The sequence below is a fragment of the Sphingomonas sp. J315 genome (genome assembly GCF_024666595.1).
Lineage (GTDB): Bacteria > Pseudomonadota > Alphaproteobacteria > Sphingomonadales > Sphingomonadaceae > Sphingomonas.
The window spans coordinates 2,663,941-2,683,066 of the sequence record NZ_CP088296.1; the positions used below are offsets into that span (position 1 = coordinate 2,663,941).

At 66.2% G+C, this 19,126-nt stretch carries 13 protein-coding genes and 4 pseudogenes; 3 read left to right on the forward strand and 14 right to left on the reverse strand.

Annotation, left to right across the window (positions count from 1 at the left end; genetic code table 11):
- Nucleotides 1-37: 37 nt before the first annotated feature.
- Together LRS08_RS13600 and LRS08_RS13605 are read right to left on the reverse strand one after the other, a co-directional pair.
- Complete coding sequence (locus tag LRS08_RS13600) at nucleotides 38-1,207, reverse strand: aspartyl protease family protein (protein ID WP_257843184.1); 1,170 nt, start codon at nucleotides 1,205-1,207, stop codon at nucleotides 38-40.
- Nucleotides 1,208-1,295: 88 nt separating this feature from the next.
- Nucleotides 1,296-2,844: pseudogene (locus LRS08_RS13605) on the reverse strand (CpaF family protein).
- A 93-nt stretch (nucleotides 2,845-2,937) separates the two neighbouring features.
- Between LRS08_RS13605 and LRS08_RS13610 the strand changes: the two are divergent.
- Complete coding sequence (locus tag LRS08_RS13610; protein ID WP_257843182.1) at nucleotides 2,938-3,366, forward strand: DUF6265 family protein; 429 nt, start codon at nucleotides 2,938-2,940, stop codon at nucleotides 3,364-3,366.
- A gap of 73 nt (nucleotides 3,367-3,439) precedes the next feature.
- A complete protein-coding gene (locus LRS08_RS13615) occupies nucleotides 3,440-4,129 on the forward strand; it encodes a hypothetical protein (protein WP_260480842.1) in 690 nt (229 codons plus the stop codon).
- Nucleotides 4,130-4,199: 70 nt separating this feature from the next.
- Here LRS08_RS13615 and LRS08_RS13620 read toward each other — a convergent pair whose 3' ends face one another.
- The 6 genes and pseudogenes from LRS08_RS13620 to LRS08_RS13645 form a co-directional block, all read right to left on the reverse strand.
- On the reverse strand, nucleotides 4,200-4,454 hold the full coding sequence (locus LRS08_RS13620) for an ATP synthase F1 subunit epsilon (RefSeq protein ID WP_260480843.1): 255 nt from the start codon (nucleotides 4,452-4,454) through the stop codon (nucleotides 4,200-4,202).
- Between the two features lie 126 nt (nucleotides 4,455-4,580).
- Nucleotides 4,581-6,110 (reverse strand): F0F1 ATP synthase subunit beta, encoded by a 1,530-nt coding sequence (gene atpD / locus LRS08_RS13625; RefSeq protein WP_257843180.1) that lies wholly within the window; start codon nucleotides 6,108-6,110, stop codon nucleotides 4,581-4,583.
- A gap of 30 nt (nucleotides 6,111-6,140) precedes the next feature.
- Nucleotides 6,141-6,746, reverse strand: a complete 606-nt coding sequence (locus LRS08_RS13630; RefSeq protein WP_257843179.1) for a hypothetical protein — start codon at nucleotides 6,744-6,746, stop codon at nucleotides 6,141-6,143.
- 1 nt (nucleotide 6,747) lies between these two features.
- Nucleotides 6,748-7,627: pseudogene (locus tag LRS08_RS13635) on the reverse strand (F0F1 ATP synthase subunit gamma).
- A gap of 114 nt (nucleotides 7,628-7,741) precedes the next feature.
- Nucleotides 7,742-9,271 carry a F0F1 ATP synthase subunit alpha gene (gene atpA, locus LRS08_RS13640; protein WP_257843177.1) on the reverse strand — a complete coding sequence of 510 codons (1,530 nt, stop codon included), beginning with the start codon at nucleotides 9,269-9,271 and terminating at the stop codon, nucleotides 7,742-7,744.
- An 11-nt stretch (nucleotides 9,272-9,282) separates the two neighbouring features.
- A pseudogene (locus tag LRS08_RS13645) lies at nucleotides 9,283-9,838 on the reverse strand (F0F1 ATP synthase subunit delta).
- Nucleotides 9,839-10,052: 214 nt separating this feature from the next.
- Between LRS08_RS13645 and LRS08_RS13650 the strand changes: the two are divergent.
- Entirely contained in the window at nucleotides 10,053-10,895 is an 843-nt protein-coding gene (locus tag LRS08_RS13650) for a hypothetical protein (protein WP_260480844.1), read from the forward strand.
- A 152-nt stretch (nucleotides 10,896-11,047) separates the two neighbouring features.
- On the opposite strand, the pseudogene LRS08_RS13655 reads toward LRS08_RS13650, so the two are convergent.
- From LRS08_RS13655 to LRS08_RS13680, 6 genes and pseudogenes are all read right to left on the reverse strand, one after another.
- Nucleotides 11,048-12,527: pseudogene (locus LRS08_RS13655) on the reverse strand (DEAD/DEAH box helicase).
- Between the two features lie 630 nt (nucleotides 12,528-13,157).
- Nucleotides 13,158-13,463 carry an AAA family ATPase gene (locus LRS08_RS13660; protein WP_260480845.1) on the reverse strand — a complete coding sequence of 102 codons (306 nt, stop codon included), beginning with the start codon at nucleotides 13,461-13,463 and terminating at the stop codon, nucleotides 13,158-13,160.
- Nucleotides 13,399-13,872 carry an ATP-binding cassette domain-containing protein gene (locus LRS08_RS13665; protein WP_260480846.1) on the reverse strand — a complete coding sequence of 158 codons (474 nt, stop codon included), beginning with the start codon at nucleotides 13,870-13,872 and terminating at the stop codon, nucleotides 13,399-13,401. Before LRS08_RS13665 ends, LRS08_RS13660 begins: the two co-directional genes overlap by 65 nt.
- A gap of 11 nt (nucleotides 13,873-13,883) precedes the next feature.
- On the reverse strand, nucleotides 13,884-15,278 hold the full coding sequence (locus LRS08_RS13670) for a DUF3526 domain-containing protein (protein WP_257843172.1): 1,395 nt from the start codon (nucleotides 15,276-15,278) through the stop codon (nucleotides 13,884-13,886).
- Complete coding sequence (locus LRS08_RS13675) at nucleotides 15,275-16,705, reverse strand: DUF3526 domain-containing protein (RefSeq protein ID WP_260480847.1); 1,431 nt, start codon at nucleotides 16,703-16,705, stop codon at nucleotides 15,275-15,277. Before LRS08_RS13675 ends, LRS08_RS13670 begins: the two co-directional genes overlap by 4 nt.
- Before the next feature lies 1 nt (nucleotide 16,706).
- Nucleotides 16,707-18,818, reverse strand: a complete 2,112-nt coding sequence (locus LRS08_RS13680) for a TonB-dependent siderophore receptor (protein ID WP_260480848.1) — start codon at nucleotides 18,816-18,818, stop codon at nucleotides 16,707-16,709.
- Nucleotides 18,819-19,126: the final 308 nt, after the last annotated feature.

Genomic DNA, 19,126 nt, shown 5'->3' on the forward strand with positions numbered 1-19,126 from the left:
TAGCCCACCATCTTCCCCCGCAAGCTGGACTCGCGTGTCAGTAGAACCGGGCGAGGGTGAGGGAGCGTTCGCCCCCTTCGCACAGGGTCAGTCTGACGCGGCGGCCTGGAACACCGGTTGCCCAGTCGCGTGCGGCGTCGGCCGCGGGCATCCCATCGACGGCGCAGATCAGCGTGCCTGCACGCCATCCCATTGCGGCGGCGGGACTGCCGCGCATGACGTGGAGGACGCGCAGCTGATCGCGCTCCTGCGTCACCATCAGGCCACTGGTCGATCGCGTCACTGGCCAGTCGGCGCGCGCGCCGGTCGCGAGGACCATGCGGCCCGCACGGGGGTCGAGCAATACGCGGTGCCGCCGCAGCAGACCGCCGCCGATCCGCCCCGCCGCGCCCTTGCGACCGGAAAAGCCGGTGTCCGGTTCGACGCGCAGCTCGACCTCCGCGGCGAGTCCGCCGATGCGCAGGGCGGGGAGAATGGCGACCTCGCTCTCGACCACGCCGCCTAGTCCCCAGGAGATCGCGGTGGTGGTCGGCACAGCGGCGGATGCGCTGGCCTGCCAGAAGCTGCGCGTCAGGCTGACCATGCCGCCATCGCCGGTATCCACGATGACCGGCCGCACGTTGCGTCCGCCCAGATCCAGCTCGCTGAGATAAAGGCCAGAGCGCTCGGCGAGGCGCAGCGGTAGCGTCACGCCCCGAAATGGCATGCGTCCGCTCGGCAGCAGGCGAAAGCGCTGTGTGTCATAGTCGATCTCGAGCGCATGGCCGGCAAGCAGGTCGGACCCGACGAACAGGTCGACCGGCGCGTTGCCGGTGACGCGCGGATCGGCGTCGATGATCGCGACCCGACCGCCGGTGCGGACCAACCCGCCGACCTCGACCCGGTCGATCCCGGTCCAGGAAAGCGCAACGCTGCCCCCGATCGCATCGGCGCGGCCCGCGACCAGCGGCTTCAGTCCTGCGGTGTGGGCAAACCGGGTCGAGACGGCGGAATCGGTGACGCCGGTGTCCAGCAGCGCATCGACCCAACGGCCATTGAGCAGGGTACGAAAGCGGATCTGGTTGCCTGCGGTGAGCTCGAAGCTCACCCAGCGCGCTTCGGTATCGGCGGCGAGGTGCATCACCGCGGGCGCCGCAGCAACGCGATCAGCGGGCACGGCCAGGCCGATCAGGGCGGTCAGCAGCATCACGATCGCGCGGAACTCCATGTGCGCCATGCTAAGCGTGGGGCAGGGGAGCGCCAGCGGTTGCGGTCGTGGTTAATGTCCCGTTGAGGGAGTAGGCTGCCCGCGGTGTTTACAGGCACGCTTCCAGCAGCGCCTGGTCGAAGCCGAATGAGCGCGCCTTTTCAAGCGTATAGGGGCGCAGGCCCATCGAGCGATACTCGCCGATGATCTTCCCGTCGGCGCTCTCGTCGAGATATTCGAACTTGAACAATTCCTGCGTCACGATCACCGGACCTTCCATCCCGATCACCTCGGTGATGTTGGTGACGCGGCGGCTGCCGTCGCGCAGGCGCTTTACCTGAACGATCAGGTCGACCAGAATCGGCGATCTGGCGGCTGATCGCTTCCTTCGGGATCTTGATGTCGCCCATCAGCACCATGTTCTCCATGCGGCCGAGGCATTCGCGTGGGGAATTGGAGTGGAGGGTGCACATCGATCCGTCATGGCCGGTGTTCATCGCGGACAGGAGATCGAAGCATTCAGGCCCGCGAATTTCGCCGAGGATGATGCGATCCGGGCGCATACGAAGGGCGTTCTTGACCAGGTCGCGGATCGTGATTTCGCCCTGACCTTCAAGATTCGGCGGGCGGGTTTCGAGCGGAAGCCAGTGCGGCTGTTGCAGACGAAGCTCCGCCGCGTCCTCGATCGTCAGCACGCGCTCGCCCGGGTCGATCATCTTCGACAATGCATTGAGCATCGTCGTCTTGCCCGAGCCGGTACCGCCCGAGATGACGACGTTGAAGCGGCAGGCACCCGCGATCTTCAACATCGTCGCCATCTTCGACGACATCGATCCAAAGCCCGCCATCATGTCGAGCGTGATCGGCTTGTCTGAGAATTTGCGAATCGAGATCGCGGTGCCGCGCAACGACAGCGGCGGCACGATCACGTTGACGCGGCTGCCATCCTTGAGGCGCGCGTCGGCGAGCGGGGTGGTCTGGTCGACGCGCCGGCCGACCGAGTTGCAGATGCGCTGGGCGATCTGGAACAGATGCTCCTCGTCGCGGAACTGGATGTTGGCCAGCTCGAGCTTGCCCTTGCGCTCGACAAAGGTCTGATCGGGGCCATTGACCATGATGTCGCTGATCGAGCTGTCGGAGAGCAGCTCCTCAAGCGGACCGAGGCCGAGCAACTCGTCGACCAGCACTTTTTCGAGCGCGAACTGTTCGCGACGGTTGAGCGTCAGCTTCAGCTCGGCGAGCACTTCGCCGATGATCGGTCGGAATTCCTCGGCCAGCTCGTCCTTGCTCAGCGTCGCTGCGGCTTCGGGATCGACTCGCTCGAGCAGGCGCGGGAGCACCTGTTCCTTGATCCGGTGGATCGACGCCTCGAAGCCTTCGGTTCGGGAACTGCTCGGCTCGCCGGTCGCGGCCTGGCGATCGGCCAGGCGCTGCATCGCTTCGGTGGTCGACTGGTTGCCCGTCGTGCCGCCTGAGGCGGGTTCGGGCTGGGTCTGGGAGGCACCTGGCAGGGGCACGTCATGGAGCGGCGGAAATTGCTCGCCGCCCGCCGGCTCGACCGGGCGAGCGGAACCGCCGCCCTGCATCGGGCGTGCAACGCCGAAGGCTGGCCGTCCCGGGCCTCCCCCAGGTCCGCTGCGACGTCCGAATGCGCTCACACCAACTCCCCGCTATAGGTTACGGTCAACGGAATAGCCGCCAAGGTTTGACAAGTTCCTAACCATCAACAGCTTGGCGGCTCGGAGGGGCGGATGCTGAGACTAATGCTGATGCTGGTGACGCCAGTCGCTGATTCGCCGCCTGATCTGGCCTGGCTGGAAGGCGAATGGTGTACTGTGGCCGTCAATGGCCGCCAGACCTGTGAACTGTGGGGACCGGCGCGTGGCGGCATGATGCTGGGGACCAGCCAGACGGTGCGCGACGGCAAGACGCGCGATTTCGAGTATATGCGGATCGAGCTGAGCGCCGAGGCGGTCGTGTTCTACGGATCGCCGCGCGGTTCTCCCGCCGTGGCATTCCGCGAGAGCAAGCGCGAGGCGCAGGGCATCACCTTCGGCAATCCCGGCCATGATTATCCGCAGCGCATCCGTTACTGGCGCGAGGGCGAGATGCTGAACGCGGAGATCGCGCTGGCCGACGGCAGCAGGCCGATGCGCTGGGCTTACACCCGCGTCCCTTGACCGATCCTGACCATGGCCCGTGGCGGGTGAGAATGCGAGTGCGGCTGTGACTTTTGATCACAGGGGTTATTGCATGTTCACCTTCCTCGTTTCGCTGTTCACGATGTTCGCCGCGCCTACCGGGCTCGCGACTGCTCCCGCGCCGATTGCGCCCGTTGCGGCGAGTCGGCAGCTCGACTGGCTGGGCGGCATCTGGCGGGGTGGCGGGCTGGAGATGAAATGTGGCCCCACCAAGCAGGGCGTCATGTGCAGCGAAGAGGGGACGAGCGCGGCGATGCAGGGCGCGAAGGCGGAACTGACGTTCGATACGCTGGGCGACAGGGCGGTGCTGGAGCTGGCACTGCCCTCAATCCCGCCGAGCCGGTTCACCGAGGTCGCCCGCGATGCGCAGAGCGTGACGTTCGAAATGCCGACCAAGGCAGGGGACCGCGCGGCTGCGCTTCACCCGCACCGGCGATGCCCTGAAGGTCGAACGCGGGAGCGCGAAGGGGTGGGTGAGCGCGATGGAATATCAGCGCGGGTGAGCTTCTATTCCTCCCCCAGCTTGCTGGGGGAGGGGGACCGCCCGCGCAGCGGGTGGTGGAGGGGCGGCTACGAAGGCAGCCGTGACCTCTCGGCAAAGTTCCGCCCTCTGCGAGGGCGCCCCTCCGTCATCGCTTCGCGATGCCACCTCCCCTGCGGGGCAGGGGAAGAACGAAGAAGGCCGCAGGGTTGTCCCTGCGGCCTTTGTCTTTTCCCGACTCCTGCGAAGGCAGGCGCCTAGGGTCACTGAGCGATGCCCCTCGTAACTCTGCGCTCCTGTCTTTCCAGGAGCACGCGGTAGGGCGTCGGGCTCAGCCAGCCTTCTCGGCCAGAACCGTCAGACCCTGTTCATTGACCTCGGCAAAGCCGCCCTCGACGCGGATGACCTCCGGCGACTGGTTCGACGCGGTCTTGTAGATTTCGATATTGCCGTCGCGGATCGTCGACATGAAGGGCGCATGGCCCTCCAGCACGCCGAAATCGCCCTCGCTGCCGGGGACCACCACCATGTGGACGTCCTCCGAGCGGAGCAGCTTTTCGGGGGTCACGAGTTCGAAGTGCAGCATGTTCTTCTTCCTAGCCCCTCCCCTTCAGGAGAGGGGTTGGGGTGGGGCGTATCAACGCGCACCCGGCCCCTGTGATTACTGCCCCACCTCAAGCCCCTCCCCTGAAGGGGAGGGGCTTAAGAGGGCTTACGCCTCGGCGGCCATCTTGGCGGCCTTGGCGACGACGTCGTCGATGCCGCCGACCATGTAGAAGGCCGATTCGGGCAGGTGATCGTACTCGCCGTTCACGACCGCCTTGAACGACTTGATCGTGTCTTCCAGCTGGACGAACGCGCCCGGGATGCCGGTGAAGACTTCGGCGACGTGGAACGGCTGGCTGAGGAAGCGCTGGATCTTGCGCGCGCGGGCGACGGTCAGCTTATCTTCTTCCGACAGCTCGTCCATTCCGAGGATCGCGATGATGTCCTGCAGCGACTTGTACTTCTGCAGGATCGACTGGACGGCGCGGGCGGTCTCGTAATGCTCCTGACCGACGACGCGCGGCTCGAGCACGCGGCTGGTCGAGTCCAGCGGATCGACCGCCGGATAGATGCCGAGTTCCGAGATCGCACGGTTGAGAACCGTGGTCGCGTCCAAGTGGGCGAACGAGGTTGCAGGTGCCGGGTCGGTCAAGTCGTCCGCAGGGACGTACACGGCCTGAACCGAGGTGATCGAACCCTTGTTGGTCGAGGTGATGCGCTCCTGGAGCGCGCCCATGTCGGTCGACAGGGTCGGCTGATAGCCCACCGCCGACGGGATGCGGCCGAGCAGTGCCGACACTTCCGCGCCCGCCTGGGTGAAGCGGAAGATGTTGTCGACGAAGAACAGCACGTCCTGACCTTCGACGTCGCGGAAATATTCGGCGATGGTCAGGCCCGACAGCGCGACGCGCGCGCGCGCGCCCGGCGGCTCGTTCATCTGGCCATAGACCAGCGCAACCTTCGACCCTTCGCTGATCGCGTTGCCGTCGGCGTCCTTGGCGATCACGCCGGCGTCGAGGAACTCGTGGTAGAGGTCGTTACCCTCGCGGGTGCGCTCACCCACGCCCGCGAAGACCGAGGTGCCGCCATGGCCCTTGGCGATGTTGTTGATCAGTTCCTGGATGAGAACGGTCTTGCCGACGCCGGCACCGCCGAACAGGCCGATCTTGCCGCCCTTTGCGTAGGGCGCGAGCAGGTCGATTACCTTGATGCCGGTGACGAGGATCGCGCTCTCGGTCGACTGGTCGACGAACAGCGGAGCCTCGGCATGGATCGGCGCGCGCAGGTCGGTTGCGACCGGGCCGCGCTCGTCGATCGGTTCACCGACAACGTTGAGGATGCGGCCGAGCGTCGCCGGACCCACCGGGACCTGGATCTGTGCGCCGGTGGCGGTGACTGCCTGGCCGCGGGTCAGACCCTCGGTCGCGTCCATTGCGATGGTACGGACGGTGTTCTGGCCGAGGTGCTGCGCGACTTCGAGCACGAGGCGCTGGCCGTTATTGTCCGTCTCGAGCGCCGAGAGGATCGCGGGCAGCTCACCGTCGAAGCTGACGTCGACCACCGCGCCGATGACCTGCGCGATGCGGCCCGTGCCGGCGGCGGCGACGGGCGCTGCGGTTGCGGCGCTGTCCGCCTTGGGCTTGGTCGCGCGCGGCTTGCGCGCGGGCTTGTCTGCGGTGGGGGCTGCGGTTGCCATGTTCTTCAAGTCCTTGCTTGGCGAATGCGATCAGGGTTGTTGGGAATTGCCGACCATCGCCTCGGCCGGGGCCGTAGCGGAGGGGCGGCGGAAAGTCACGGTCAGGGTGCGGGCGGCATCGCCCTTGGTCAGCGCGATGGCGAAGGGCGTGTCGCCGATCTTGCCTTCGGTGGCGGTTTCAGAGGCGATGGCGTCGAGCGCCTTCTTGTCGTCGATGCCGTACTGGAACAGGAAGGCGCGGACGATGTCGGTCAGCCGCTTCTTCGCGGTCTCGGCATTGGCGTCGTCGGTAAGCGCGAGCGAGAAGGCGATGCTATCGATCGCCGCAGCGTCGGGACCGGTGACGGACACATTGCCTTTGTTCGGCGTCTTTGCGCCCGACTGCGACAGCGTGATGTCCGTGCCCTTGGCCGCGAAGCCGGTGCCCGCGGCAGCATAGGCACCGATGCGATAGCCATATTGGTTGAGGCGGCCGATCGTCTCGGTCGGGTAGCCGAATACGCGGTCCCAGCCCTTGAGATCCGCCGCCGCCTCGCGCGCCGCCGCCTCGTTCTGCGCAAGCGTCGGCTGCTCGGCAGGCTGCTGGTTGCAGCCCGCGAGCGCGACGGTCGCAGCGAGGAGGAACAACGCACGCATCTTACAGTGCCTCGGCGCCCGAGATGATCTCGACCAGTTCGGTCGTGATCGCGGCCTGGCGCGCGCGGTTATACTGGATCGACAGCCGCTTGATGAGATCGCCAGCGTTGCGCGTGGCATTGTCCATCGCGGTCATCTTGCTGCCCTGCTCCGACGCGGCGTTCTCACGGATTGCGCGGTAGAGCTGGATCGCGACGTTGCGCGGCAGCAAGTCGGCGAGGATCGATTCCTCGTCGGGCTCGTACTCGGTGACGGCAGCGCCTTCCTCGACCACAGCGACTTCCGGAATCTTGACCGGGATCAGCTGCTGCTCGGTCGGCTCCTGGGTCAGGACCGACTTGAAGTTCGAATAGAACAGATGGGCGACGTCATATTCGCCGGCCTCGAAGCGCGCGATCAGGTCGTCGGCATAGCCGCGCGCGTCGGCAAAGCCGAGCTTGCCGAGGTCGCCCGGCTCGATGCCGTGGACGAAGCTGTTCGGGAACAGCCGGTTCAGCACCGCGCGGCCCTTGCGGCCGATGGTGTAGAACTTGACCGTCTTGCCTTCGGCGATCAGCTCCCTGCGCGCGGCGGCGCGCCAGGCGGGCGATGTTGGTGTTGAACGCGCCGGCCAGGCCCTTGTCGCTCGTCGCGACGACGAACAGATGGACCTGATCCTTGCCGGTGCCGGCGAGCAGCGGGGACACGCCGGGGCCGCCCGCGACCTTCGACGCGAGGCTGGCGACGACGCTTTCGAGCCGCTGCGCATAGGGACGCCCGGCCTCCGCCGCTTCCTGCGCGCGGCGCAGCTTGGCGGCGGCGACCATCTTCATCGCCTTGGTGATCTTCTGGGTCGACTTGACCGAGTTGATCCGGACTTTGAGTGCCTTGAGAGAGGCCATTCTTCTTTCCTTCTCCCTCTCCCCTTCAGGGGAGAGGGCCGGGGGAGAGGGGTCGGAAGCGGAGCCTTCATGCCCCTCTCCCAACCCTCTCCCCGCAAGCGGGGAGAGGGCTAATTACGCGAACGTCTTGCCAAACGCGGCGAGCGCGTCCTTGAGCTTCGACTTGGTGTCGTCGCTCAGATCCTTGCTGTCGCGGATCGCGGTCAGGATGTCGGCGTGCTTGCTGCGCATTTCGGCGAGCATCGCGGCTTCGTAACGGACGACGTCCTGCACCGCGACGCTGTCGAGATAGCCGTTGGTGCCGGCGAAGATCGACACGGTCTGCTCTTCGAACGGCAGCGGCGAGAACTGCGGCTGCTTGAGCAGTTCGGTCAGGCGTGCGCCACGGTTCAGCAGCTTCTGGGTCGAGGCGTCGAGGTCCGAACCGAACTGCGCGAACGCGGCCATTTCGCGATACTGGGCGAGCTCGAGCTTGATCGAGCCCGACACCTTCTTCATCGCCTTGGTCTGTGCCGACGAACCGACGCGCGACACCGACAGGCCGACGTTGATCGCCGGGCGGATGCCCGCGAAGAACAGGTCGGTTTCAAGGAAGATCTGACCGTCGGTGATCGAGATCACGTTGGTCGGGATGTACGCCGACACGTCGCCTGCCTGCGTTTCGATGATCGGCAGCGCGGTGAGCGAGCCCGAGCCATTGCCCTCGTTCAGCTTCGCCGCGCGCTCCAGCAGGCGGCTGTGCAGATAGAAGACGTCACCCGGATAGGCTTCGCGGCCCGGCGGGCGGCGCAGCAGCAGCGACATCTGGCGATAGGCGACCGCCTGCTTCGACAGGTCGTCATAGACGATCACGGCGTGCATGCCGTTGTCGCGGAAATACTCGCCCATCGCGCAGCCGGTGTAGGGCGCAAGGAACTGGAGCGGGGCGGGGTCCGATGCGGTCGCGGCGACCACGATGGAGTATTCCATCGCGCCATTCTCTTCGAGCGTGCGGACGAGCTGTGCGACGGTCGAGCGCTTCTGGCCGACGGCGACGTACACGCAATAGAGCTTCTTGCTCTCGTCGGTGCCGGCGTTGACGGTCTTCTGGTTGATGAAGGTGTCGATCGCGACAGCCGACTTGCCGGTCTGACGGTCGCCGATGATCAGCTCGCGCTGGCCACGGCCGACGGGGACGAGCGCGTCGATCGCCTTGAGGCCGGTCTGCACCGGCTCATGCACCGACTTGCGCGGGATGATGCCGGGTGCCTTCACTTCGACGCGCGAACGCTGGTCGGAGACGATCGGGCCCTTGCCGTCGATCGGGTTGCCGAGACCGTCGACGACGCGACCGAGCAGGCCCTTGCCGACCGGAACGTCGACGATGGTGCCGGTGCGCTTGACGGTGTCGCCTTCCTTGATCTCCGAGTCCGAGCCGAAGATCACGATACCGACGTTATCGGCTTCGAGGTTGAGCGCCATGCCCTGCACGCCATTGGCGAACTCGACCATTTCGCCCGCCTGGACGTTGTCGAGGCCGTGGACGCGCGCGATGCCGTCACCGACGCTCAGTACCTGGCCGGTCTCGCTGACCTCTGCCTCGGTACCGAAATTGGCGATCTGGTCCTTGATGACCTTCGAGATTTCTGCGGCGCGGATATCCATTGTCTTAGCCTTCAGCCTTTCATCGCGTGGGCGAGTGAGTTCAAACGGGTCTTGATCGAGCTGTCGATCATCTGGGAGCCGATCTTCACGACCAGCCCGCCAAGGAGCGAGGGATCGACCGACAGGTCGACATTGACGTCGCGGCCGACACGTGTGCGCAGCTGCGTCTTGAGTTCTGCCACCTGCTTCGCGTCGAGCGGGTGGGCGGAGGTGACTGCGGCGGTCACTTCGCCGCGATGGCGGGCGGCCAGCGTCGCGAAATCGCGAATGATGCCCGGCAGCGCCGACAGGCGGCCATTCTGTGCCAGCACGCCCAGGAAGCGCGTGGTGAGCGAGTCGAGCTTCATCGCACCCGCCGCCGCCGCCACGCCGCGTGCCGACGCATCGCGACCGATCAGCGGGCTCTTGGTCAGCGCGGCGAAATCGGCCGAGTCGGTCAGCGCCCGGCTGACCGTCGCAAGGCTCGATTCTGACCGTTGCGATCGAATCACCCTCGCGGGCCAGATCGAACAGCGCGGTGGCATAGCGACCGCTTAAGCTGGCTTGGATACCGCCGGAATTATCCACGGACGCGTGTTTCCTCTTGGACTCTAGAAATGGCCCCATTGGGATTCGGGGGCATGCCGAACCGGCACCCCCGATGGGTTGGCGCGCGCCTAGCAAAGGGGGGGCGCGGATGCAACCTGTGTGACCAGGTGATGACGGCTGGAACGTGAACTGGGTTGCCCGAAATGGGCACGAGTGCGAAACAATGCCCCGTTGACGCATTTGGGGGAATGCCATGATCTCGACGCCCACCCGTACAGCGATGCTGTTCGCCGCAGCCATCGCGCTCGCTCCTGCTGCCCATGCCGAAAGCGCGCGGATGACCGGTCGCTTTGCCGCTCCCTATCGCGACGCCGCGATGCTCGATTCGCTGCGCATCGGGCGAATCGGAGGCGAGGACGGGATGCAATTGGGGATGGCGATCGAACGCGCGCTTGGCCGACCGGATATCGAGGGGCGAACGCATTTCGATCTGGTCGGCGGGCGCGGCGGCGATGCCGACGGATTGCTCAACGGCAATGTCGTCACCGGGGTTCAGGAGAGCCGCTTCAAGCGCAAGGAAAAGGAATGCGTCGAGCGCGAGGGCGGCAAGCGCGACGGCAAGTGCCTGCGGGAAGAGGAGGTCGAGAAGGACTGCACCCGCCGCGTCATCAACGTGAACGCTGATTTGCGCCTCGCCGGGCCGGACGGGCGAGTCCTTTATAGTGTGTCACGCCCGCGCCGCGACGAAACCAGCTGGTGCCGGGGCCAGAACCCGCCGCGCACCACCGAGGAGGCGATTCGCGGGATGATCATCGACATCGCCGAAAATGTGCGGCGCGACATCGTGCCGTCGGTAGAGGACTATTCGATCCGCTTCCGGGAAAGCACCAAGGGACTGCCCAAGGACCAAGTGCGCCCGTTCAAGGATGTCGTGCGGCAGACCCAGCGCGACCTGCGGGGCGCATGCGCGGCCTGGGCGGCGATGGATCAGCAGGCACCGAATCATCCGTCGATCACCTTCGACCTGGGCCTCTGTGCCGAGTCGGCGGGGAGTATGACAAGGCGCTGGCGCTGTATCGTCGCGCCGCGCCGCTGATCGGGCGCGGGGGAATGAGGCGACGGCTGGGGCGGAGCGCGCCGAGCGCTTGATCGCGGGGCGTGACGACGAGGCCGCGCGGCGGCGCGGACGCGGGCCGGGACGGAGGTAGGCCGACTTCCCCTCCCTGCACGCAGGGAGGGGAGAGCAGGTTAGCCCCGGCGCTGGCCGCCGCCATTGCCGCCGCTGCGCTGGCCGCTGGTGGCACCAGCGGGGCGCGGGGCGAACTTCTTCTTGCGCGGGCCGTAGAAGCGCGGCTTTTCGCCCGCGCCTTCAGCGGCGCGAGGGGCGTAGCTGGCGCCGAGCGTGCTGCGCTGGCCCTCGCCACGCTCGCCCTGCGGACGGTCACCGGCGGGGTTGCCGCGCGGGCCGCGGTCGCGCTGGGCGGCGCGGTGATGGGCGTTGCGATCCTGCATCGTCCGCCCGTTGCGGCCGTTCATCTCGTCGCGGCTGATCGGGATCGGGCCGCGGCTCGACTTGATCTTGGCCGACTGCGCCATGAAGTCCTCGGGAAGCGGCTGGATCGTCACCTTCTGGCGGATCAGCTTCTCGATATCGCGCAGGTACGGCCGCTCGTCATCGGCGCAGAAGCTGATGGCGATGCCGGTCGCGCCGGCACGCGCGGTGCGGCCGATGCGGTGGACATACTGGTCCGGGACGTTGGGCAGTTCGAAGTTGAACACATGGCTGACCCCCGACACGTCGATGCCGCGTGCGGCGATGTCGGTCGCGACCAGGATCTTGACCTTGCCCGACTTGAACTCGCCCAGCGCGCGCTCGCGCTGCGGCTGGCTCTTGTTGCCGTGGATCGCGTTCGACGCGATGCCGCTGGCCGCCAGCAGCTTCACGACGCGGTCGGCGCCATGCTTGGTGCGGGTGAAGACCAGCGCGCGGTCGATCGTCCTCGTCGCGCAGCGCGATGGTCAGCAGCGATTGCTTCTCGGTCTGGTTGACGTGGGTCACGAACTGCTCGACGCGCTCGGCGGTGGTGGCGACGGGGGTCACCTTCACCTCGACCGGGTCCTTGATGAACTGGGTCGCGAGGTCGCGGATCGACTTGGGCATGGTGGCCGAGAAGAACAGGGTCTGGCGCTTGCTGGGCAGCTCGCGGACGATGCGCTTGAGCGCATGGATGAAGCCGAGGTCCATCATCTGGTCGGCCTCGTCCAGCACCAGGATTTCGATGCCGAGCAGGATCGCATAGCTCTGTTCGATCAGGTCGACGAGGCGGCCCGGGGTCGCAACGACGATGTCGACGCCGCGCGCCAGATCGGTCTTGTTCTTGTGGATCGAGGTGCCGCCGAACACGGTGGCGACGCTGAGCTTGGTGCCCTTGCTATAGTCGCGCGCGCTCTGCGCGATCTGGCTGGCCAGTTCGCGGGTCGGCGCGAGGACGAGCATGCGGCAACCGCGCGGCTGCGCCCGCTTGTTCGACGCGACGAGGCGCTCGATCGAGGGGAGCATGAATGCGGCGGTCTTGCCGGTGCCGGTCTGGGCGATGCCGAGCAGGTCGCGGCCCTGGAGGAGCGCCGGGATCGACTGCGCCTGGATCGGCGTCGCGTCGGTATAGCCCTTTGCCGCGAGCGCAGCGAGGGTGATCTCGGACAGGCCGAGGGTATTGAACTTGGTCATGGAAACTCTTTGCATAAACGGCCATCGCGCATGCCGAATGCACGCGCGGAGGCGGGGTCAAAAAATGACGACCCGCGTGATATGGGAAGCCGAGCAATCAACCGAGGCGGAGCCGGAGCCGTTGGGGTACCCCCTTATGGCCCGATCACGCTGCATAACGCCTCGCTGCGGCGCGATATGGCAGTGGGGCTGACACAAGTCAAGGTTGACGGGACGAGCCCGGGCAACGGCCGCGAAGGTCGTCCAGTCCAATATGGTGGTCGCGAAACTGACGAAGTTCCGCGCAACGCGCCTCATCCTGTCAGCTTCGGACGGCTCCGGGGCGACAGTCCGCAGACGAAACTGACAAAAATGTGCTGTGTGTAAGGCAAGCTGTCAGCTTTGCGCGGCGGGTACGCGCAGGCCTGCGGCGGTGCGATCGACGGGGTCAAAGAGCGGTCGGAATGCGACCGGGGGATGAGAACATATCAGGTCCAACATTGCAAGGGGGATGGCAGCTAAGCGCCCCAATTACCGCCGTTCAGCCCCAAAACGATCGCCCCCGAAAGCAGTCTTTCGTTCAGATGTCGCTTGGAGCCGTGAGGCCCATTTCCACGTCGCAACCGGAAGGTGCATCAGTCACAGAACTGATCAGGCCAGTGCCCGACCCATCTCTTCGAGATATAGTCGTTCAAGATCGGACGCGGTAATATCCGCCGCGTCGATCATCCGCCGCAATTTGCCCTCGCGCATTAAGCCGATGCGGTTGCCGACCTCGCGCGCGCGGAACAGGTCGTGCGTGACCATCAGCACCGCCGCGCCAGCATCGCGCTGGCGCACGATCAGCGCGTGGAACTCGGCGGACGCCTGCGGGTCGAGGCCCGACGTTGGCTCATCCAGCAGCAGAGCGCGCGCTTGCTTGGCGATGGCGAGCGCCAGGCCGACTTTTTGCCGCATGCCTTTCGAATAGCCCGAAGCGCGCCGCTCCAGTGCCGCTTCGGGGGAGGCCCGCCTGGGCAAGACATTGCCGCAGGAACGTCGTCGTCCGCTCCTGGATACCCGACAGCGCGGCGAAATAGGCGAGGTTCTCGACGCCCGTCAGCTCACCGAACAGCGCGATCTGTTCGGGGACGTAGAGCAGCTTGCGCTTGGTGCCGACTGGATCGGCTTGCACATCGACGCCGTCGACCCGGGCTTCGCCTGCGCTCGGTTCGAGAAAGCCCAGAAACAGGTTGATCGTCGTCGTCTTGCCTGCGCCGTTGGCGCCCAGGAGGCAGACGATTTCGCCTTGATTGACGCGGAGGTCGAGGGTGTCGAGCGCACGGTGCGTGCCGAAATCCTTGGTGAGGCCGATGGCTTCGAGCATGGCGGAAGTCCTTAGAGCAATTGGGCGGCGCCGCGGCGCAGGCGAAGGGCGGCCAGCGCCAGCAACAGCGAAGCAAATCCGAGCAGGATCAGGATATCGCGGGTCAGCGGCCCCGCAGGTCCCGGCTCGACAAAGGCGAAGCGCGGCAATGGGCGATCATAATCGGCAAGTGTCATCAGCCGCTCCTCGTCCATCCAGCCAAAGGCAAGTCGGCGAACGTCGCCGGCAAAGGCGCGGGCTTGGTGCTGAAAGGCCAGCGCGCGATCCGAGCCGGTCCCGGCGATCCGGTCGAGCGCGCCCTGCGCGATCACTGCGGGGGATAGGAGCGATAGCGTGCCTTCAAGCGCGCGGTGACGCGCCCAGCCATCGGCATAAGCGCGATGGATCGGGCCGAGCCGCGCGTCGCGCTGCTGGATCTCGTTGCGGCTGTGCCAGAGCGAGGCGGGGTAGGCGCGCCCCGAGTCCGCCGTGGCAGCGGCGCGGGCCGCATCGCGGTTCGCGGCGCGCACGTCCAGCCCAGCGGTGCGGATGGCGTTGGTATAGGCCATCGCCGATGGCGGCGGCGCTGCGAGATCGGCGAGCGCGGCACAAGCTGCCGGGATCAGGACGACGAGCGCAAGCCATGCCGTCCTGCCCGCCAGCGCGGCGGTGGTCGATGCGCGAACCAGCAGGTTGATGACAATGCTGAGCGCGATCCAGACCCCGCCATAGGCGAGCATGACCAAAGCGGCCAGTGCGAGACTGCCGATGTCGCGAGCCCCTGCCGCAACCAGCCAGCCGATCGCAATTACAATAGCCGCGACAAGCAGACCGCCGCCCCGCACCGCCGCCCGGGTCAGGATCAGGTGGGCCGGGCGCACCGGCTGGGCCAGCTGGAACCGCGCGCTGCCATTCTCGACGTCGCGCGACCAGAAGTCATACGTTGCCGCGATCAGCAGCAGTGGCAACAGCACCACGATGACGAACGCCAGGTCGAAACGTCCGGCGGCTAGCACCGCCGGGCTTTCGAGGCCGGTCGCATGCGCGTCGAAGATCGTCCAGGGATCGACAAAGGGGGCGATGCTCGCCGCCGCCGGATAGCCCTCGGCCTGCCCCGTCGACAGCGCGGCGAGCGGGGCGTTGGGCAGGCCCGCGCGGAACGGGAGCGCGGTCGCGTAGATCAGGCCGAAATTGGGTTTCTCACCCTTGGCGAGCGTTTCGACAAAGGCTTTGCGTCGATCCGCCATGATCGTGTCTGCCTCGGCCACCGCGATGTTGACCGCTTCCTGCCGCGCTTGCGCCCAGTGCCCACCGGTTAGGGCCGCATAACCGGCCGCAATCGCGAACAGGACGAGCATCACGCGCATCACCGGATCGCGCCAGGCGCGCACGGCCTCCAGCCGCGTCACTTCGGAACGGGCCGTCATGCGCTTGCTTTCCCTAGACTTCGTGTCGCGGCAAGGGCGAGCAACAAGGCGAGCGCCGCCCAACCGGCGAGGATCGCCAGATCGATCCAGTGACGCGACAGCGCCTCGCGCAGCGGTGTGGGTGTTGCGACGAATTTGGCGTCGCGCGTGATCGCGGCGACATCGGTCATGTACGGCCCGTCGCCACCCTTGGGCCGGTGGATAATCGCGCGGTTCAGTCGCTGCACCAGATCGTAGCGGAACCCGTCGGCCTGTTCGAGGAAGCGCCGGTGCGCGTGCTGATCGCTCTGCGCCATCGCCGCCGACCAGGGGCGGATCGCCTGAACGGGCGAGACAAGGGCCAGCGCGCGCTGAATGCCCGACTGCCGGTCATAGCCATCATACAGCGCGGCGAAATGGCGGCGATAGATGGCGGTCGACAGTGCCTCGCCATGAAAGAAAGCGACGCCGTTGAAGTCGATCGGCAGATCCTCGATCTTCGACACGCCATAGCGCCGCATCGTGTCCTGGCGCAGGCGCTCGAGCCGGGCATCTCGTGGGTCGTGGCCGCTCGGCCCTTCCATCACTTCCTTCGTCACCGCCGCCTCAAATGCCGGACTCGACAGCGTCGGCGCGGCGGCTTCAGCAATCGTCGGCGCGAGGCGGGGCACGAACAATGTCGCCATGGCCCAGAAAGCGAGCAGGATGACGAGTGCGGTGCGCGCCGAGGCAAAGGCTGCCGATGCTGCCAGCGTCAGTGCGGCAAAGGCGAATAGATACAAAGCATAACCGGCGGTCATCCCGAGCAGGGGCACAAGATGCGCCGCAGTCCCGCCCGCCAGCCACAGTGCGACCGCGCTTGCCACGAGCGCGACCGTCAGCATGAGCAGGACGATCAGACCGAGACCGGCAAGTCGTCCCGCCATTAGCGTCCGCGGCGACGCTCCCGCCGCCAGCTCCTGTCGCAACAGCCCGCGTGCCCGCTCACCCGAAAAGGCGGCGAAGCCCGACAGGATGATGAGCAAGGGTGCCAGCACCTGCAACAGCGCCGCCGGGCTCAGCCCGCCGAAGCGGTCGAGCGTGGTGCCGCCGTCGATTCCCCGGTTGCGCGCCGGGTTGTTCGAATGCGCCTCCAGCTTCAGCGACGTGCCGAGTTGTGGGAGCAGGCCCGGATCGATCACCGCGAGCGGCGACACCGGTTTGAACAGATAGCGTCCGAAATGCGCGGCGCCATGCGGATTGGCTGGCCCCTGCATCGCCCAGACGCGTGCTTCCTCGATCTGCGCGGCGGCGCGTTCGCGCTCCTGCACCTGATGCAGCGCCGCCCCGGCGAGCGCTGCCGTGCAGAGCACCAGCAGCATCGCCAGCGCGAGGACGCCGAGCCGCCGGTCGCGCACCAGCCGCCGCCATTGCTGGCGCGCGATGACCGGGGCGAGCGCGCGCGCCACCTCAGTAGCTCGCGCGCAGCGTCAGCAGGAAGTTACGCGGCTCGCCGTAGAAGTTGTACGTGTTGATCGAGCCGACGCGCTGGTAATAGGTCTTGTCGAGCAGGTTGTTGACCGACACGAACGCGCGCAGATTGTCGTTGAACCGCCAGCCGAGCTGCGCCCCGACGATCGCGAACGCATCTTGCTCGCGGATCCCTTCGACGCCGCCGCCGACCACGCCGCTCTGGCCGTTGACGCTGACCGAGGCGAACGCACCGCCGAGCGCAGCCGGCTCGTAGCGGGCATAGACTTTATACTGGTGGCGCGGGGTGAAGATGTCGAAGATCGCGCCGGTCTGTGCGGCGGTGCCGACTTCATATTCGGTCTTCACATTGGTGTAGCTGGCGGTGAGATCGAGCCCGGGGAGCGGCGTGCCGCTTACCTCGAACTCGAACCCTTCGATCTTCACGACACCCGCCTGAACGAAGAAGCCGGGGTTGACGGTGTCGGACAGCGCGCGGTTCTTGTCCTTGCTGCGAAATGCGGCGGCGCTGGCGTTCAGCTTGCCGCCGAGGAACCTGCCCTTGACTCCGACCTCATATTGCTCGCCGACACGCGGATCGAGCGGGGTCCCGTCGCTGCGCACTTGGGTCTGCGGGTTGAAGATGTCCGAATAGCTGCCGTAGAGCGTGATAGCGCGCGCCAGGTTCAGCACCGCACCGACGCTGGGTGTGAACTTGCCGCGAATGCGGGAATTCTGGTTGGTGACCCAATTGGTTGGCGTCGACGGGGCGACGTTGCGGGTGCGGTTGGTGTAGTCGCTGAGGCGACCGCCGGCGACGACCGTAAACCCGTCGAACGGGCGCAGGCGGGCCTGGGCGTGGAAGCCGCTCTGGCGCAGGTCGGTCTCGCTGCCGCTGGTGAATGCGCCAGAGGGCAGCGGGATCGCATCGGCACTGTAGATTGAATAGCGGCCTACCGATGTCTGGGTGCGGTTGAGGAACGACGTCGTCCGCTTGTCGAAGCTGTAGCCGACCGCGAGTTCATGTTCGCGCCCGAACAGGCTGAACGGACCGGTGGCATAGGTATCGACCGCGGTTTTGCCGTTCACGCCCCGGCTGCGCCGGTTCACATATTCGGCAGTCAGCGTGGCCGGATCGACCCCGGTGCCGGGGCGGATGAACGCGTCTTCCCAAGCGCGCGGAATGTCGCGGTACAGGCCGCGTACCACCAGCGACCAGTCGCCGACCTGTTGCTTGACCTCCCCGGCATATTCGGTCGTGGTCTCGGTGAACTGGTTCCAGTTGGGGAGGTGCTGGAAGTCGCGCGGGAAGTTCAGGAATTGCTGATTGGTGAAGGCCGGCTGGCCGTTCATCGGCGTGTCGGCCTTGGTATCCTGATAGCTGACCGACGCGCCGATTGTCGTCGTGGGGGTGAGGTCGAAATCCGCCGCGACATAGGAGGTCAGCTTGCGCGTATGCGACTTAGACTGAAAGAAGTCGCGATCGTGCAGCGCGGCGACCGCGCGGACGCGCAGCCGACCTTCGGCATCGACCGGACCGCCAATGTCGAACTCGCCACGAAAATTTTTCCATGACCCTGTCGACAGCGCGCCCGACACGGTGAATCGATCCTGGCCACGCTTGCGAATCAGGTTGATCGTGCCGCCAGGCGAACCCGATCCGCGGAACAGGCCGGTCGGACCGCGCTGCACTTCGACCCGCTCATAGATCACCAGATCGAACTCAGGGACGCCCGAGGAGAAGGTCGAGGGAACGCCATCATAGGCATAGTCGAGCACGAACCCGCGCGCACGATAATCGGGGTTGGTGCCGTCGAAAGGCATCACCGTGACGCCAGCGACGGTCTGCATCGCTTCGCCGATCGTGAAGAGGTTGCGATCTTCGATCTGCTCGCGCGTAACGACGCTGACCGATTGCGGAATTTCGAGGAGCGGCGCGGCGCTTTTGCCAGCTACAGCAGCCTGCTGGGGTGCATAGCCGTCATCTTCGGAAATGCCGATGATGACGATCTCGCGCTGGCGACGATCGTCGGCTTGGTCGTCCGCTTGAGCGGGGACAGCCAGGAATGGCAAACCCAACGCGACGCCCGCGCGCAGTGACTTCGAAAACATCAAATCCCCCACCGACGACTTATGTAATGGTATAACGTGCCGTAATCGGTAGGGGCGGGAGTTGGCAAGCGATTATCAGGCGATCCCGACACTAGCGCAGCAGGACGGACTACGGGAACCGCCAGAGTTTGAAAATCTAGCGTTCAGCGCAGATGGCGACGGCTTCGCGCCCCAAGTACAGACGCCCGACCCAGTTCAATGTAGACCCGAAAGCGGTCATTGGTCGATCGGGTGCAGCTGGGCGCTCAGATGCGATGGCGATGCAGGTTCGGCTCCATTGCCCAAGTGATACAGCTTGGAAATCCGAC

Coding starts and splice junctions, on each gene's coding strand:
- atpA (WP_257843177.1), bottom strand. CDS start 9,271: ATGGATATCCGCGCCGCAGAAATCTCGAAGGTCATCAAGGACCAGATC.
- LRS08_RS13660 (WP_260480845.1), bottom strand. CDS start 13,463: ATGCGGCAAAAAGTCGGCCTGGCGCTCGCCATCGCCAAGCAAGCGCGC.
- LRS08_RS13670 (WP_257843172.1), bottom strand. CDS start 15,278: ATGACGGCCCGTTCCGAAGTGACGCGGCTGGAGGCCGTGCGCGCCTGG.
- LRS08_RS13630 (WP_257843179.1), bottom strand. CDS start 6,746: ATGCGTGCGTTGTTCCTCCTCGCTGCGACCGTCGCGCTCGCGGGCTGC.
- atpD (WP_257843180.1), bottom strand. CDS start 6,110: ATGGCAACCGCAGCCCCCACCGCAGACAAGCCCGCGCGCAAGCCGCGC.
- LRS08_RS13680 (WP_260480848.1), bottom strand. CDS start 18,818: ATGTTTTCGAAGTCACTGCGCGCGGGCGTCGCGTTGGGTTTGCCATTC.
- LRS08_RS13665 (WP_260480846.1), bottom strand. CDS start 13,872: ATGCTCGAAGCCATCGGCCTCACCAAGGATTTCGGCACGCACCGTGCG.
- LRS08_RS13620 (WP_260480843.1), bottom strand. CDS start 4,454: ATGCTGCACTTCGAACTCGTGACCCCCGAAAAGCTGCTCCGCTCGGAG.
- LRS08_RS13615 (WP_260480842.1), top strand. CDS start 3,440: ATGTTCACCTTCCTCGTTTCGCTGTTCACGATGTTCGCCGCGCCTACC.
- LRS08_RS13650 (WP_260480844.1), top strand. CDS start 10,053: ATGATCTCGACGCCCACCCGTACAGCGATGCTGTTCGCCGCAGCCATC.
- LRS08_RS13610 (WP_257843182.1), top strand. CDS start 2,938: ATGCTGAGACTAATGCTGATGCTGGTGACGCCAGTCGCTGATTCGCCG.
- LRS08_RS13600 (WP_257843184.1), bottom strand. CDS start 1,207: ATGGAGTTCCGCGCGATCGTGATGCTGCTGACCGCCCTGATCGGCCTG.